Below are 15,210 nucleotides of genomic sequence, written 5' to 3'. Positions count from 1 at the left end.
TTGGTGAGCCACCAGCAAACGTTGGATCGTATTTTTGCGGCGGTGCCCAATATTGTCTGGCCAGATAGCGGCGGGCATATGACGCTTAACAGTCGCACTGTGAAAGATGGTGATGTTTTTGTAGCCCTCCCTGGGGATCGGCAGGATGGTCGGGACTACATGGACCAAGCCCTAGCGCAAGGTGCGGCTTTGGTCTTGGCCGAGGCCGATGGTTTTGCAGCTCAAGGGGGCGAAAATACCGATAGCCGCATTGTGAGGATCGCCAACCTCAGAGATCTGTTGCCCGATCTGGCCAAAGACTTTTATGGGGATCCCAGTGCAACGATGGCGCTGGTTGCTGTTACTGGAACCAATGGGAAGACCTCAGTTGTCGAGTTTGTTGGTCAACTATTGAGATCAATGGGCGTGAAGGCTGGCTGTTTGGGGACCTTGGGCGCTCGGTTGGACGCGACTCCCCTAGAGGCCATCAACACCACGCCAGACGTACTCACCATCAATCATCAGCTGGCGGAATGGCGCACTCAGGGGGTGAAGCACGTCGCCCTAGAAGCGTCTTCCCATGCGTTGCATCAGGGGCGGTTAGCGTCGTTGTCGTTGCACACTGGGGTTTTCACGAACCTTACCCGGGACCACCTTGACTACCATGCGACTGAGGCAGAGTACGCCGCGGCTAAGCTGTCATTGTTTGAGAGGTTTGGTCTTCAGCGATCCATCTTTAATGCGGATGATCCTGTTGCAAGACAGGTGCTGGCAGTAGCGGAAGCATCGGCAATGGGTATTAGTCTTGAGGGTGCGGAGGCTGAAGTGCAGGTCGCTGTTCAATCGATGCGCCCTATGGTGCTTAGGGTTAAAAGTCCTTGGGGCGCTGCTGAGATAAAAGTTGAGCTCAGTGGCCGTTTTAATGCATTCAATGTCGTCGCCGCTATTGTAGCCGTAGCGGGGATGGGCTTCGAGTTTCAGCAAGTGTGCTCTGCAGCCGAAAATTTGCTCCCCGTTCCTGGACGAATGGAGCGCATCTTAATGTCGGGCAATCGCCTGGCGGTTGTCGATTATGCGCATACCCCCGATGCCCTTGAGAGTGCGTTGCAGACTTTGCGCGATGAGACAAAGGGTCGACTTTGGGTGGTGTTCGGTTGCGGCGGTGATCGCGACCCCGGCAAGCGATCGCTGATGGGTAGATCTGCGGCTCGATGGGCGGACCATATTGTTGTTACGTCGGATAACCCTCGTAGCGAGGAGCCCGGGAAGATTATTTCGGACGTTATGACTGGGTGTGGCTCGCAGGCAGAGGTGGTGGTCGACCGTGCGGAAGCTATTCGTCACGCACTGGCCATGGCTAAGTCGGGAGATACTGTCTTAGTCGCTGGTAAGGGCCACGAGGAATATCAGGATATCGCCGGGGTTCGATTGCCCTTCTCGGACCAGCAGGTGTTATCCGCGCTGCAGAGCGGAGAGGGGGTGCGACTGTGATTGCGCCGCTGTCAGTCGCTGACTTCGCCACAGAGTGCGGTGGAGAACTGCACCATGCTGTCGATCACTCATTGGAAGTTTCTGGTTTAGCCATTGACAGTCGGGAGGTTAAACCCGGGGACTTATTTGTGGCGCTACCGGGTAGCCAGGTCGATGGGCACGACTACGTGACAGCGGCCTTTGAGCGAGGGGCTGGCGCTGCGCTCGTGCAGCAAGCGGTGGGCAGTGATTTACCGCAAGTGCTTGTTCGCGATGCGGAGGCAGCGCTACTGACTTTTGGCACAATGAGTCGAGCGGCCTATGACGGAATTTTGGTGGGAATCACCGGCAGCGCCGGTAAAACAACTGCAAAAAATATGCTGGCTGAGATTTTTTCTCGAGCTGGTAGGGTCGTTGCGACGAAGGGCAATCAAAATAATGAGCTCGGCGTTCCGCTGACGCTGGCTGACTTGAGCGCAGACACAGAATATGCGGTTCTTGAGCTGGGTGCTGGGAAGCCCGGCGATATTGCGCGGCTTTGTGAAATGGCTCGTCCTACGGTCGCGGTTTTGCTTAATGTCGCTCCTGCACACCTCGCACATTTTGGCAGCTTGAGCGCTATTTCGAATACGAAAGCGGCGTTGCTTGATGACTTACCCGAGGATGGCCTAGCAGTTGTTAATGGTGATGATCCTCATGTGCTCGATTGGCAGAAGCGGGCTGTGCCTGCGCGATGTTTAACGTTCGGATTAGGGCGTGATGCCGATTACCGGGCTTATGATCTAGTGCTTCAAGGTTTTTCTGGCTCGACTTTCGCGCTGCAAACACCTGGGCAGTCTTTCGAGGTCACCGTGAACGTGCCGGGCAGACAGGGCGTCTACAACGCGTTAGCTGCAGCAGCGGTGGCCGATGCTTTGGGCATCAGTGCCGTCACAATCTGCGAAGGCCTAGGTGCCGTGCGCCCTGCGCCAGGTCGGGGTTGCAGCAAAGCTATATCCACCAATGTGTCGCTTATCGATGACACGTATAACGCCAACCCTTTGGCTGTTAAAGCGGCAATCGACGTCCTCGCATCGGAGCCGGGACACCGCCGTTTGGTTTTAGGGGCAATGCTGGAGTTGGGTTTAGACGCAGAGAAGTTACACGCCGAGATAGGCAGTTATGCAAAACAAGCCGGCATTGACGAGCTGTGGGTCGTCGGAAGTGAGGCGGTACCCGCCGCAGCGGCGTTTGGTTGTGCAGCTCGTTGTTTTACTGATCCCAGTGCACTCCTCAAATTTTCGCCGAAGCTTACAGGGGCCAACGTGACCTTGGTCAAGGCATCCCGTGGAGCTCAGCTTGAGGTCTTGATCAATCAATGGTTAGCGGAGGGTGAGAGCATATGCTGACTTGGTTGATGGGTGAGTTAATCGCGATTGACGCCGGCTTTGCTGTCTTTCAATACATTACTTTGCGCGGCATTTTATCCGCTGCGACGGCCTTATTGATTTCGCTTTGGGTTGGGCCCTTAATGATCGCTCGACTCGAAGACATGCAGATTGGTCAGTCTGTTCGTGATGATGGCCCCGAAAGTCACCTCATCAAATCGGGTACGCCCACCATGGGAGGGGCGTTGATCATCGTGGCGATTGTCTCGGGAAGCCTCATGTGGGGGGATCTCCACAGTCGCTATCTCTGGGTGGCCGTGCTGACAACTTTGGCCTTTGGCGCTATCGGCTGGGTTGATGATTATCGAAAAGTGGTCGAGAAAGACTCTCGAGGACTGCCGGCTCGTTGGAAATACTTTTGGCAGTCAGCTGTTGGGTTTGTCGCTGCAATATTCCTTTATGGCACAGCCATAAACCCTGAGGAAACGATGCTTTATGTGCCGTTTTTTAAGGACGTGGCATTGCCTTTGGGTTTGCTGTTTATCCCTTTTTCTTATCTGGTCATTGTGGGCTCGAGCAACGCTGTGAACCTCACTGATGGTCTCGATGGTCTGGCGATTTTACCGACGGTCATGGTGGCAACCGGACTGGGAACCATTGCCTATCTCTCGGGACATACTTTCTTTGCCGGGTATTTGAATATCGCTTATCTGCCGGGGGCTGGTGAGATGGTGATTTTCTGCGGTGCCATCGCAGGCGCGGGACTCGGATTTTTATGGTTCAACACCTACCCGGCCATGGTTTTTATGGGTGATGTGGGCGCGCTTGCGTTGGGCGCGGCACTGGGTGTGGTCGCCGTTATTATTCGACATGAGATTGTTCTTTTCATAATGGGGGGCATTTTCGTCATGGAGACCCTCTCAGTCATTATTCAGGTGGCCTCCTTCAAAATCAGGGGGAAGCGGGTGTTTCGTATGGCTCCCATCCACCATCATTTTGAGCTCAAGGGATGGCCAGAACCCCGTGTAATCGTCCGCTTCTGGATTATTACGGTGATGCTCGTTTTATTTGGTCTAGCGACCCTGAAGCTGCGATGAGGGCCTGCCAATGACAGCGCGTCTTATTGCATCAGAGGAGCGTCGAGCCGTTATGGGCCTGGGCGTAACGGGCCAATCGGTGGCGCGTTGGTGGCGTCGTCAGGGCAGCCCCTTTATGGCCTTGGATACTCGGTCTGAAATGGCTGATTCTCTGTCCGTCAGGCAGGCAGTTGGTGCCGATACGCCGCTGCATTTCGGGGATATCGATCGCTCCGTATTAGACGGTATTACCGAACTGATTGTTTCCCCCGGTATCCCATTGGAGCACCCCTTGGTGCAATACGCACTGGAAAATGGTGTTCGCGTCATGGGCGATATCGATTTATTTGTCGAGGCGAGCACAGTTCCCGTCATTGGGATTACCGGATCTAACGGCAAATCCACGGTGACGGCACTGCTAGCCACAATGATAAGTGCCTGTGGTCGGCAGGTAGCTGTCGGCGGAAATTTTGGGACTCCCGCCCTTGATTTGCTGGATCAAGCTGCGGATTTTTATGTGTTGGAGCTTTCGAGTTTTCAGCTCGAGCGTGCCAAGTCGTTAAATCTTGCAGTGGCGACCGTGCTCAACTTGTCGGCTGACCACCTCGACCGTCATGGCAGTCTGCCTCGGTACCATCACGCAAAACATAAAATTTTCCAGGGCGCCCGTGCTGTGGTTGCCAACAGAGCGGATTCATTGACATTGCCACTTTTGGAAGATGGGGCGCGTCAGATTCTTTGGCGGCCAAGCGAACCCGATCTTGAAGAGTTTGGAATCCGATCCTTGGACGGTTCAGTGCATGTTTGTCGGGGCTTCACGCCATTGCTGCCAGTTACTGACCTGCAGCTTAAGGGCGGCCACAATCTCAATAATGTGTTGGCCGCTTTGGCGTTAGGTGCTGCTCTTGAGTTGCCTCTAGATGGACTCATTAAGGGTTTAAAGCAGTTTTCAGGGCTGCCGCATCGCTGTGAATTGATCCTTGAGCACGCAGGTGTCAGTTGGATTAATGACAGTAAGGGAACCAACGTTGGCGCAGCCCGTGCAGCGCTATCTGGGTTAGGTGGGCAACAGAATGTGGTACTCATTGCAGGGGGCGTCGGCAAGGGGCAGGATTTCACTGCGTTGTTGCCAGAGGTTCAGAATTATTGCCGGCGGGTTTTGACGCTTGGTGAATCAGCGCGAGAAATAGAGTTGGCTTTGGGGGCGCACACTCCGGTGCAGCGCATTGAGTCAATGGAAGATGCTGTTGCCAAGGCAGCAGCGATAGCGCAGCCGGGTGACGTGGTATTGCTGTCGCCGGCCTGCGCGAGCTTTGACCTATTCTCTGGATTTGAGGCGCGAGGTGAATCTTTTCGCAGGGCGGTGATGAATTGCGTGGAGCAGGCATCATGACGAGCCTATCTGCACAGTTTGATAGCCGATTGGATCCGGTCTTGTCGGGCATCAGCGGCGCACTGGTTTTGGTGGGCTTGGTGGCGATAGCCTCAGCGTCGGTGGGTTATGGAGAGTGGCATTTCAATGATCCTTGGCATCATACCATCAGGCATTCAGTTTACTTGGCGCTAGCCGTCTGCTTGGGTGGCGTTGCTTATCGTGTCCCTGTTGAGGTGTGGCAAAAAACCTCTGGGCTCTGGCTGTTGCTTGCCCTCGCTCTGCTAATGCTTGTTTTAGTGCCCGGAGTGGGTCGCAATGTCAACGGCAGTCAGCGGTGGCTGCCACTGGGCCCTCTTACCCTACAGCCCTCTGAGGTTGCGAAATTCGCCTTGGTTATTTACATGTCCAGTTTTTTGGTGCGGCATGCAGAGGCGGTGCAGCAGCATTGGCAAGGACTCGCTAAGCCGGTTGCTATTTTGGGTATCACGGGGTTGCTCCTGCTGATGGAGCCAGATTTCGGGGCTACCGTTATTTGCGCGGGCACTGTGTTTGGGATGTTGTTCTTGGCGGGCGCTCGCCTGTCTTACGTATTTTTACTGGTCGGCGCTGCCATTGCGGCGCTGGTAGTGATGATTGTGAGTGCCCCCTATCGTTTGCAGCGATTAACTGCCTATACGGACCCTTGGCAGGATCCTTTTGGTTCAGGTTTTCAGCTTATTCAATCTTTGATCGCCTATGGCCGGGGTGAGTGGTGGGGCGTTGGGCTGGGCAATAGCATACAAAAATTGTTTTACCTACCAGAGGCCCATACCGATTTTGTTTTTTCCATCTGGGCTGAAGAAACAGGCTTTTTTGGGGCTCTATTGGTCATTGGCCTGTACGGCGCTCTTATTGGAAGAATACTTTGGGTGGGGCGTCGGGTGGAGCGCGAAGGCGATCTGTTCCCAGCTTACATTTGTTACGGCGTAGCGCTTATTTTCTCCGGGCAAGCTTTCGTCAACATGGGTGTTAGCTCTGGTCTATTACCCACTAAAGGATTGACGCTGCCTTTCATTAGCTATGGTGGCTCAAGTTTGATGATGAGTTGCATCATGTTGGCGGTGGTGTTGCGTGTTGAGCGTAGCTCACGTGCTTACGAGGAGGGACAGATATGACCTGTGCTCCGCGTATATTGATTATGGCTGGTGGCACGGGTGGGCATGTCTTTCCGGCATTGGCAGTGGCACAGGTCTTAGAGGCTCGCGGGTGGTTGGTTGATTGGGTAGGAACCACAAGAGGGTTAGAGAATCGAGTGGTTCCTGCTCACGGTTTCACTTTACACACGTTGCCGGTACAGGGTCTAAGAGGAAAAGGCGTGTTATTCCGAGTCAGATCGGTCTTACGTTTGTTAGCTTCCTTAATTCAGTCCTTAAGTTTGGTGCTCAAAATAAAGCCGCAGGCTGTTCTAGGTTTTGGAGGCTATGCTTCTGGCCCCGCCGGCGTGGCGGCTTTCCTTTTACGCCGCCCATTAGTCCTCCACGAGCAAAATGCGGTAGCCGGTACGACCAATCGCTGGCTTGCGCCCTTGGCAAAACGCGTTTTATTGGGGCTCCCAGGCGCTTTTGGAATCGGTGCCGAGTACCGCTTGATCGGTAATCCAGTGCGCTCCGATATATCAGCACAGCACGACTTGAAAGACGACATTCCCAATAGGTTTTGCGCTGAACGCCCCCTTCGACTCCTTGTTATTGGCGGAAGTTTAGGCAGTGCCCCACTGAATGCTGGAGTGCCTGATGCGCTAGCCAAACTCACTGAGGTGGATTTGGCGCAGTTACAAATTCGACATCAGTGCGGTGATCAGCACGTTGAGGCGACGCAGAAGCAGTACGGGTTGGGTATCAACGGATCAATCGACGTCACCGCTTTTATCGACGATATGGCCGCCGCTTACCGGTGGGCCGATTTGGTGGTTTGTCGATCAGGCGCGTTAACGGTCAGTGAACTTATGGCGACCGGTACAGCCAGTATTTTAGTGCCCCTGCCTTATGCCATTGATGATCATCAGACCCAAAATGCGAAGATTCTCAGCGACTCTGGGGCGGGGTGTCTGCTCCGTCAGGATGCTAGTTTGGCGTCAAATCTCAGCGCGTTGCTGCGGGAATTAATGGCAACACCTCAGCGCCTAAAAACGATGAGAGAAAACGCGAGCGGACTCGCAACGCCAAACGCTGCGGTGGCAGTCGCTGACATCATAAAGGAGGTCTCTCTTGCCCATTGACACCTCCAAAGCAATGACCCAGCAAATGGGCGGTATTCAGCACGTTTTTATGCTGGGTGTTGGTGGCTCTGGCATGAGTGGCATCGCCGAGGTGTTAGCCCAGCTGGGTTACCAAGTCTCGGGTTCCGATGTTGAAGACAGCTCGGTAGTAGCTCGTCTTCGAAAAATGGGTATCGAGGTGCATATCGGGCATGACGCCAAAAATATCGAAGGCGCAGATGTTTTAGTAACGTCAAGTGCTGTGCCTGTTGATACCCCCGAATTGACTGCAGCCCGCGCCGCAAGAATCCCAGTCGTCCCCCGTGCTGAAATGCTGGCCGAACTCATGCGTTACCGTCGGGGGATAGCCGTGGCCGGGACGCATGGGAAAACAACGACGACCAGCCTGTTGGCATCGGTATTTGGTGAGGCGGGAGAAGACCCGACGTTTGTCATTGGAGGTTTGCTAAATAACGCAGGAAGTAATGCGCGCTTGGGTGCCGGCCAATACCTGATTGTCGAAGCTGATGAAAGTGATGCATCCTTTTTGCACCTGCTGCCCATGGTCAGCGTCGTGACGAACGTCGAAGCCGATCATATGGATCACTATGGGGGTGATATTGGTAACTACGAGCAGGCATTTCTCGATTTTTTACACAACTTGCCTTTCTATGGCTTGGCCATTCTCTGCCTAGATGATCCCGGTGTGCAAAGGCTGCTGCCGCAGATTACTCGGCGGGTAGTCACCTATGGTCGGCATAGCGAGGCTGATTATTGTGTGTCGTCCGTCGCAGTCAGTGGCTTGCAAACACACTTTTTGCTTAACAGGCCGCGGGGTCGATCCCCACTCAGTATCAATCTCAACATGCCCGGAGAACACAACGCGTTGAACGCTGCGGCCGCAGCTGCCGTTGCTACCGAGCTCGGGTTGTCCGATGACGCTATCGAAAATGGTCTTTCACAGTTTGCTGGTGTGGGCCGTCGGTTCAGCCCCCTTGGTGAGGTGGTGTGGAATGGGGGCGTTGCGCAAATGATTGATGACTATGGTCATCATCCCTCCGAGGTGCGTGCCACGCTCAATGCAGCCCGGGCGGCATTTCCTGAGCAACGCATAGTTATGGTTTTTCAGCCGCATCGATTTTCGAGAACCCGTGATTTCTACGAAGATTTTGTCGCCGTGTTGTCGGACTGTGATTTGTTGATTTTGCTTGATGTCTATTCTGCGGGTGAGGATCACATTCCTGGTGCCGACGCCCGCTCTTTGGCACGCAGTATTCGCCAGCGGGGAGCCGTTGATCCGATATTTGCGCCTGATGTTGACAGCGTGCCAGCAGTTTTGTGCGATGTGTTAGAGCAGGACGATCTTTTGCTGACGCAGGGGGCAGGGAATATTGGTCAACTCGCTAGGCGAGTGGCTGAGGCCGACTGTCTTGAGGTGTTGTTATGACTTCGGCGTTGCTGTCAGGGCCTCGATTCGCTGTTCTTATGGGCGGCACCGCTGCTGAGCGGGAAATTTCATTGCAAAGTGGTGAAAATGTCGCTTTGGCCCTTGAGGCGGCCGATTGCTCAGTGACTCGTATCGACCCCGCGGTGGAGCACTGGATCCAGCAACTGACTGATATCGATTTTGTGTTCAATTTACTGCACGGTCCCGGCGGAGAAGATGGCGTAGTTCAGGGGCTGTTTGAGTCAATGAAATTGCCTTATAGCGGCTCTGGTGTGCTGGGCTCTGCGCTCACCATGGACAAGGTTCGCACGAAAGAACTGTGGCTTGGCAGGGGACTGCCTACCCCTGAATTTAGCTTGCTCACGGCGGATACAGATTGGTCTGGGCTGATAAACAAAGGAGGCACGTTCTTTGTAAAGCCGGCCCTCGAAGGGTCTTCTATTGGCATGAGCAAGGCGAGTACCCCTGAGCAGCTAAAGGCTGCTTGGGAGCGGGCAAGGGCTTATGGAGGCGCAATTATTGCTGAGCAATTTGTAGCAGGCGCTGAATACACCGTGACGATATTGGGCGATCAAGCACTTCCGGCGATACGTATTGAGCCGGCATCTGAATTTTACGACTTTGACGCCAAGTATCTCTCTGAGGCCACGGGCTTTTACTGTCCATCGGGGTTGTCCGCCGGTGAGGAAGCTGAGCTGGGGGCACTTGCCCTGACAGCTTTCTCGGCGGTCGACGCCGCCGTGTGGGGCCGAGTCGATATTATGCAAGATGTCTCCGGCAGCTGGCAGTTGTTGGAGGTCAACACTATTCCTGGGATGACTAGTCACAGCTTGGTTCCGATGGCAGCTCAAGCAGCCTCAATGACGCTGATCGATTTTGTGGCTGAGATCTATCGACTTAGTTTGGAGGTGCGCCATGCCTCGTAAACAAGTACGACAAGCTGTCCGTAATAAGACGGTTGTAGACACTGTGACTTGGCAGCAGCGTGTGCGGCGATTGTTATTAAAAGTAGCTGTGGCCTGCGGTTGTTTAGCTGCGCTATTTGGCACTTTTGTCATGGGATCGCACCTCATAAATTTACGGGTCGAGCAGCTAGTTTTGGAAGGTGCCGTTGAGCACGTTGCGGTGACCGAATTGGAGGCTCAACTTGCGCCCACCCTTCAGGCAAGTTTCTTAACCCTTGACCTAGATGATGTTCGAGAGCAGTTGGAGCGCATGCCTTGGGTCTACCGAGCCGCGGTGCGCAGACGTTGGCCGAATACCGTCGTCATTGAAATTGAAGAGCAGCGACCTATTGCGCGCTGGGGTTTGGATGGTTTCCTCAACCACGAGGGCGAATATTTCTCCGGTGCTTTTGCCGATCGCTGGTCACAACTTGCTCGCCTTGAGGGGCCTGCGGGCTCTGAGCGCAACATGACTCGGCGCTACCAGAGCCTTGAAGCCTTGTTAGAGCCGACTGGGTTGCAGGTTGTGGCCTTGCATGAGGACCCCTTAGGGCAAGTCGGCGCCGAGCTTCATAACGGCGTATTGCTGCAGCTAGGTGCAGATAATCATCGAGAGCGCATTGGACGGTTTGTCACGCTATGGCGGGAGCGGCTCACAAAGCAGCCTGTTATGCGGGTAGATATGCGCTACGAACACGGTGCCGCAGTGGCTTTACTGCCGACATCGCAATGGGCCTTGGGAGATGTTCCGGCGGCCAACTGGCAGGAGACACCATGATGGTTAATACACCTGAAAAACGCATGATCGTTGGGTTGGATATTGGAACCTCAAAAGTTGTCGCCGTCGTTGGGGAAGTTGATGGCGAGGGCACTATTGAGGTTGTGGGCATCGGTTCACACCCATCTAGGGGTATGAAAAAGGGTGTGGTGGTAGATATCGAGTCGACCGTCAATGCCATTCAACGGGCCGTTGAGGAGGCGGAGCTCATGGCGGGCTGCCAGATTCACTCGGTTTATGTGGGGATTGCTGGAAGTCATATCCGTTCCATGAACTCTCACGGGATTGTCGCGATACGCGAGGGCGAGGTTGTCCCGGCTGATGTGGAGCGTGTTCTTGATGCGGCTCAAGCGGTGGCAATTCCTGCCGACCAAAAGGTGCTGCATGTGTTGCCGCAGGAGTACGTCATAGACAATCAGGGCGGTATTAAAGAGCCCTTGGGGATGTCTGGCGTTCGACTGGAGGCCAAGGTTCACCTTGTTACCTGCGCCGTGAATGCGGCTCAAAATATTGAGAAGTGCATTCACCGCTGCGGGCTTGAAGTGGACGGCATCATCTTGGAGCAGCTGGCTTCTAGCTTTTCGGTCGTCACCGCCGATGAGCGTGATTTGGGGGTCTGCCTCGTTGATATAGGCGGCGGAACTTCTGACATCGCCATTTTCACCGATGGCGCGATTCGTCATACCGGTGTTATTCCCATAGCGGGTGATCAGGTCACCAGCGACATTGCGATGGCTCTGCGAACCCCCACTCAGCATGCCGAAGAGATCAAGATTCGGTACGCCTGCGCACTGGCGCAATTGGCGGGCGCGGAGGAGACGATCAAAGTGCCTAGCGTAGGTGATCGTCCACCTCGTGACTTATCGCGTCAGTCCCTAGCGGAGGTGGTTGAGCCGCGATATGACGAACTGTTCACGCTCATTTTGGCCGAAATTCGTCGCTCGGGCTTTGAAGAATTGATACCGGCGGGAGTTTTGTTGACCGGTGGAACCTCAAAAATGGAAGGGGCGGTAGAGCTGGCGGAAGAGATTTTTCACATGCCTGTGCGACTGGGGGCACCCCAGCACGCGAAAGGTCTCAACGACATTATTAAAAATCCAATTTATGCCACAGCAGTTGGTCTGCTGATTTACGGCGCTCGAGACGATGAGTCCTCGGGCTTGGCGGCTGGCGGTCAATTTGCCAGCGGTTTGATTTCACGAGTACGTGACTGGTTTGGAAGGCACTTCTGAGAGTTTTTGGAATGCCTGACAAGGGGAGTGTCCGGGGAACACCGGGCTTTGTAAAAAAAAGGGGAAAATGCCATGTTTGAATTAGTCGATAACGCACCGCAAAGCGCGGTCATCAAAGTGGTTGGTGTTGGTGGCGGTGGTGGTAATGCCGTCCGGCACATGATCGAAAATAATGTAGATGGTGTGGATTTTATCTGCGCCAATACGGATGCTCAGGCTTTATCCGATATTGCCGCCAAAACCGTTCTGCAATTGGGGACCGGTATTACCAAAGGTCTAGGAGCCGGAGCGAACCCGGATATTGGGCGGGCCGCTGCGATGGAGGATCGTGATCGAATAGCCGACGCACTTCACGGCGCAGACATGGTGTTCGTGACAGCAGGTATGGGCGGAGGTACCGGTACAGGTGGAGCGCCGATTGTGGCTGAAGTAGCCCGAGAAATGGGCATTTTGACGGTTGCCGTGGTAACGCGCCCGTTCTCATTCGAGGGTAAATCACGACTCAAGATTGCCGAATCAGGACTTGGGGAACTTGAGCAGCACTGTGACAGTCTAATCACGATACCCAACGAAAAATTGCTGGAAGTGTTGGGCAAAAATACCAGTCTCTTGGATGCCTTCAGAGAGGCCAATGATGTACTTTTGGGGGCTGTGCAGGGTATCGCTGAGCTGATTATCCGCCCAGGCATGATAAATGTGGATTTTGCCGATGTCCGCACAGTGATGTCCGAGATGGGTGCTGCAATGATGGGCACCGGGTCTGCGTCGGGAGAAAACCGGGCGCGTGAGGCCGCAGAGCGGGCCATCAACAGCCCGTTGCTTGACGATATTGATGTGAGTGGTGCCAAGGGTGTGTTGGTCAATATCACAGCTGGAATGGATCTGTCGTTAGGTGAGTTTGCCGAAGTTGGCGACACGATCGAAGAATATGCGTCGGAAGATGCAACGGTAGTGGTAGGTACGGTGATAGACCCGGATCTAGCCGATACCTTAAAGGTGACAGTGGTAGCAACGGGTTTGGGTGGTGCCGAAGCACGAGCGCCATTAGCAGTTGTAGACCGAAAGCCCGTAGAGACAATGGGTGTCACTTCGCCAAATTATGGCGAGACATATGATCTGCCACCCGGCAAGCGAGCACGTGTTGCGCAGTCGGGGGGGGCACAGCAGGCGGTAGCGCCTGCAGAGAGCGGTGCAGAGGAGTATTTCGATATTCCAGCATTTCTGCGTCGTCAGGCGGACTAGGCCCTATGGGTGGTCCGCCCAGTTAACGCAGAGGGTGCGACCATGATTAGACAGAGAACGTTGCGAAATCCAATCAAGGCGACGGGTGTGGGTTTACACACGGGTGAGAAGGTCTTTTTGACGCTTAGCCCCGCACCTATCGACAACGGTATTGTATTTCGGAGAACCGACCTCTCCCCGGCGCAGGTAATCCCCGCCTGCGCTAAAAATGTCGGTGACACAACGCTCTCTACCAGTCTAGGGCTGGGTGATGCTCGAGTTTCTACCGTTGAACACCTGCTGTCAGCTATGGCGGGTTTGGGCATCGACAACGCGTTTGTCGATGTCACTGCTCCAGAGGTTCCCATTATGGACGGAAGCGCGGGCCCATTCGTGTTTTTGCTTCAATCAGCGGGTATTGAGGAGCAGGCGGCAGCCAAGAAGTTTATCCGAATCAAGCGTCCCGTCACCGTGCGAGATGGTGACAAACAGGCGAGCCTTGTGCCCTTTGACGGGTTCAAAGTGGCATTCTCAATAGATTTTGACCATCCGGTTTTCAATGACCGTTCAGCATTTGCAGAGATTGACTTCTCCACTACGTCCTTCGTGAGGGAAGTCAGTAGGGCGCGAACCTTCGGATTTATGCACGAGATTGAATACCTGCGAGCCCAAGGATTGGCCCGCGGAGGCAGCGTTGATAACGCTATCGTCGTTGACGAGTTTCGTATTTTGAACCAAGACGGGCTGCGTTACGAAGATGAGTTTGTCAAACATAAGGTGCTCGATGCTATTGGCGACCTGTATCTTCTCGGGCACAGCTTGATTGGAGAGTTTCGCGCGCACAAATCCGGGCATGCGCTCAATAATGCCGTGCTGCGAGAACTATTGGCACAGGAAGATGCCTGGGAGATGGTGACCTTTGAGGACGCTGAAAAAGCGCCAATATCCTATGGTCCTGCCCCGGCTTTAGTCACTGCCTAGGTTTTTGTCGAAGGCATTTGTGCTGTATTGACCCAATTTGCTGGCTTTCCCGCAGCGGCGCTGCGTGGCATAGTAGCGACCCCTTTACTTTGAGCCCCTGATTTGAAACTGATCTTCGTCCAAAAGACCGCCGCATCGCGAACGCTGGAGCTTGGTCGTTGGTCGTGGGCGGCCTTGTCTGTCATCTGTATTGGCCTACCTCTTGGGTTGATGGCAATGGGCTATGAGCTGGGGCAGCGCCAGGGCACATCAAGTGCTCATGAGGCTAGACTTTCTGAAGCAGAAATGACCGCGAGTCGCAGGGCTGGCGAACTGGCACAGTTGTCTGCTGATGCCCGCCGGAAGCTCGAGGCAATGACCCGCAGATTGGCGGAGCTGCAGGTGAGAATCACGAGGCTAGACGCCTTGGGAACCCACCTTACAGCCTTAGCCGGTTTAGATGGAGGGGAGTTTAATTTCACCGTTGAGCCAGCTCTAGGCGGACCGCTACTACCAGTGCAAGCAGAACCGCAAGGTGTGTTGCCGGGCCCTCTCGAGGGATCTTTCGATTTAATGTCAGCGACACTGAGCGATCGGGAGGTTCAACTTGAGATATTGGCTGGACTCCTTTTTGATGCTGAGGCGCAAACCGAGGCGATCCCCGCCGGCCGTCCTGTTCTAGCGGGCTGGCTGTCTTCTCGTTACGGTAGCCGCACTGACCCTTTCACGGGAAAGCGCGCTTGGCATCAGGGTATTGATTTCGCGGGCTCGGAAGGCGATAAAATCATTGCCGTTGCAAGCGGGGTGGTGAGCTGGAGTGGTGAGCGCACCGGTTACGGCACGCTCGTCGAAATATCCCACGGTGACGGGCTGGTAACACGTTATGGCCACAACCGGGAAAATCACGTTGAGGTCGGCGACCTCGTGCGTCAAGGTGACGTTATCGCTCTTATGGGAAATTCTGGGCGATCAACCGGGCCCCATGTCCACTTTGAGATCTTTAAGCACGGTAGGGCGGTTGATCCGTCTAGCTACGTGCGTCGCACCTTGCGTTAAGCCTAGGCATTTCCTGCTGGTTTAAGCTGACTCTCTCTCGAGTCGATTCCCCTTATCAATTCCTGAAGA

At 54.5% G+C, this 15,210-nt stretch carries 13 protein-coding genes; all 13 read left to right on the top strand.

The window, feature by feature from the left end; all coding sequences use genetic code 11:
- Window positions 1-3 precede the first annotated feature (3 nt).
- The 13 genes from ACMAY6_RS11790 (at window position 4) to ACMAY6_RS11730 (ending at window position 15,141) form a co-directional block, all read left to right on the top strand.
- Window positions 4-1,470, top strand: coding sequence for a UDP-N-acetylmuramoyl-L-alanyl-D-glutamate--2,6-diaminopimelate ligase (locus ACMAY6_RS11790; RefSeq protein WP_435212076.1), 1,467 nt, complete (start codon window positions 4-6; stop codon window positions 1,468-1,470).
- The gene (locus ACMAY6_RS11785; RefSeq protein ID WP_435212074.1) at window positions 1,467-2,837 is read left to right on the top strand and encodes a UDP-N-acetylmuramoyl-tripeptide--D-alanyl-D-alanine ligase; all 1,371 of its coding nucleotides are present in this window, start codon (window positions 1,467-1,469) and stop codon (window positions 2,835-2,837) included. The genes ACMAY6_RS11790 and ACMAY6_RS11785 overlap by 4 nt, the downstream gene beginning before the upstream one ends.
- A complete protein-coding gene (gene mraY, locus ACMAY6_RS11780; protein WP_435212073.1) occupies window positions 2,831-3,913 on the top strand; it encodes a phospho-N-acetylmuramoyl-pentapeptide-transferase in 1,083 nt (360 codons plus the stop codon). The genes ACMAY6_RS11785 and mraY overlap by 7 nt, the downstream gene beginning before the upstream one ends.
- A 10-nt stretch (window positions 3,914-3,923) precedes the next feature.
- Window positions 3,924-5,285, top strand: coding sequence for a UDP-N-acetylmuramoyl-L-alanine--D-glutamate ligase (murD, locus tag ACMAY6_RS11775; RefSeq protein WP_435212072.1), 1,362 nt, complete (start codon window positions 3,924-3,926; stop codon window positions 5,283-5,285).
- Complete coding sequence (gene ftsW, locus ACMAY6_RS11770; RefSeq protein ID WP_435212070.1) at window positions 5,282-6,421, top strand: putative lipid II flippase FtsW; 1,140 nt, start codon at window positions 5,282-5,284, stop codon at window positions 6,419-6,421. The genes murD and ftsW overlap by 4 nt, the downstream gene beginning before the upstream one ends.
- On the top strand, window positions 6,418-7,524 hold the full coding sequence (gene murG / locus ACMAY6_RS11765) for an undecaprenyldiphospho-muramoylpentapeptide beta-N-acetylglucosaminyltransferase (RefSeq protein WP_435212068.1): 1,107 nt from the start codon (window positions 6,418-6,420) through the stop codon (window positions 7,522-7,524). The genes ftsW and murG overlap by 4 nt, the downstream gene beginning before the upstream one ends.
- A 13-nt stretch (window positions 7,525-7,537) precedes the next feature.
- Complete coding sequence (murC, locus tag ACMAY6_RS11760; protein WP_435216011.1) at window positions 7,538-8,950, top strand: UDP-N-acetylmuramate--L-alanine ligase; 1,413 nt, start codon at window positions 7,538-7,540, stop codon at window positions 8,948-8,950.
- Complete coding sequence (locus ACMAY6_RS11755; protein WP_435212066.1) at window positions 8,947-9,876, top strand: D-alanine--D-alanine ligase; 930 nt, start codon at window positions 8,947-8,949, stop codon at window positions 9,874-9,876. The genes murC and ACMAY6_RS11755 overlap by 4 nt, the downstream gene beginning before the upstream one ends.
- Window positions 9,866-10,672 (top strand): cell division protein FtsQ/DivIB, encoded by an 807-nt coding sequence (locus tag ACMAY6_RS11750; protein WP_435212064.1) that lies wholly within the window; start codon window positions 9,866-9,868, stop codon window positions 10,670-10,672. The genes ACMAY6_RS11755 and ACMAY6_RS11750 overlap by 11 nt, the downstream gene beginning before the upstream one ends.
- Entirely contained in the window at window positions 10,672-11,904 is a 1,233-nt protein-coding gene (gene ftsA, locus ACMAY6_RS11745; RefSeq protein WP_435216009.1) for a cell division protein FtsA, read from the top strand. Before ACMAY6_RS11750 ends, ftsA begins: the two co-directional genes overlap by 1 nt.
- Before the next feature lie 72 nt (window positions 11,905-11,976).
- Window positions 11,977-13,146: a cell division protein FtsZ gene (gene ftsZ / locus ACMAY6_RS11740; RefSeq protein ID WP_435212062.1), complete on the top strand. Its 1,170-nt coding sequence runs from the start codon at window positions 11,977-11,979 to the stop codon at window positions 13,144-13,146.
- A 42-nt stretch (window positions 13,147-13,188) separates the two neighbouring features.
- Window positions 13,189-14,106, top strand: a complete 918-nt coding sequence (lpxC, locus tag ACMAY6_RS11735; RefSeq protein WP_435212061.1) for a UDP-3-O-acyl-N-acetylglucosamine deacetylase — start codon at window positions 13,189-13,191, stop codon at window positions 14,104-14,106.
- Between the two features lie 102 nt (window positions 14,107-14,208).
- Window positions 14,209-15,141, top strand: coding sequence for a M23 family metallopeptidase (locus ACMAY6_RS11730; protein ID WP_435212060.1), 933 nt, complete (start codon window positions 14,209-14,211; stop codon window positions 15,139-15,141).
- Window positions 15,142-15,210 lie beyond the last annotated feature (69 nt).

This window comes from Luminiphilus sp. nBUS_16, assembly GCF_051201645.1.
In the GTDB taxonomy this organism is placed as follows: Bacteria; Pseudomonadota; Gammaproteobacteria; order Pseudomonadales; family Halieaceae; genus Luminiphilus.
The sequence above is the reverse complement of the archived record's forward strand: the minus strand, read 5'-3'. Positions and strand labels throughout refer to the sequence as shown.

Bases quoted from the DNA above. Each gene is read 5' to 3' on its own strand.
- murD (WP_435212072.1), top strand. From the start codon at position 3,924: ATGACAGCGCGTCTTATTGCATCAGAGGAGCGTCGAGCCGTTATGGGC.
- ftsW (WP_435212070.1), top strand. From the start codon at position 5,282: ATGACGAGCCTATCTGCACAGTTTGATAGCCGATTGGATCCGGTCTTG.
- ACMAY6_RS11750 (WP_435212064.1), top strand. From the start codon at position 9,866: ATGCCTCGTAAACAAGTACGACAAGCTGTCCGTAATAAGACGGTTGTA.
- mraY (WP_435212073.1), top strand. From the start codon at position 2,831: ATGCTGACTTGGTTGATGGGTGAGTTAATCGCGATTGACGCCGGCTTT.
- murG (WP_435212068.1), top strand. From the start codon at position 6,418: ATGACCTGTGCTCCGCGTATATTGATTATGGCTGGTGGCACGGGTGGG.
- ftsA (WP_435216009.1), top strand. From the start codon at position 10,672: ATGGTTAATACACCTGAAAAACGCATGATCGTTGGGTTGGATATTGGA.
- lpxC (WP_435212061.1), top strand. From the start codon at position 13,189: ATGATTAGACAGAGAACGTTGCGAAATCCAATCAAGGCGACGGGTGTG.
- ACMAY6_RS11755 (WP_435212066.1), top strand. From the start codon at position 8,947: ATGACTTCGGCGTTGCTGTCAGGGCCTCGATTCGCTGTTCTTATGGGC.
- murC (WP_435216011.1), top strand. From the start codon at position 7,538: ATGACCCAGCAAATGGGCGGTATTCAGCACGTTTTTATGCTGGGTGTT.
- ftsZ (WP_435212062.1), top strand. From the start codon at position 11,977: ATGTTTGAATTAGTCGATAACGCACCGCAAAGCGCGGTCATCAAAGTG.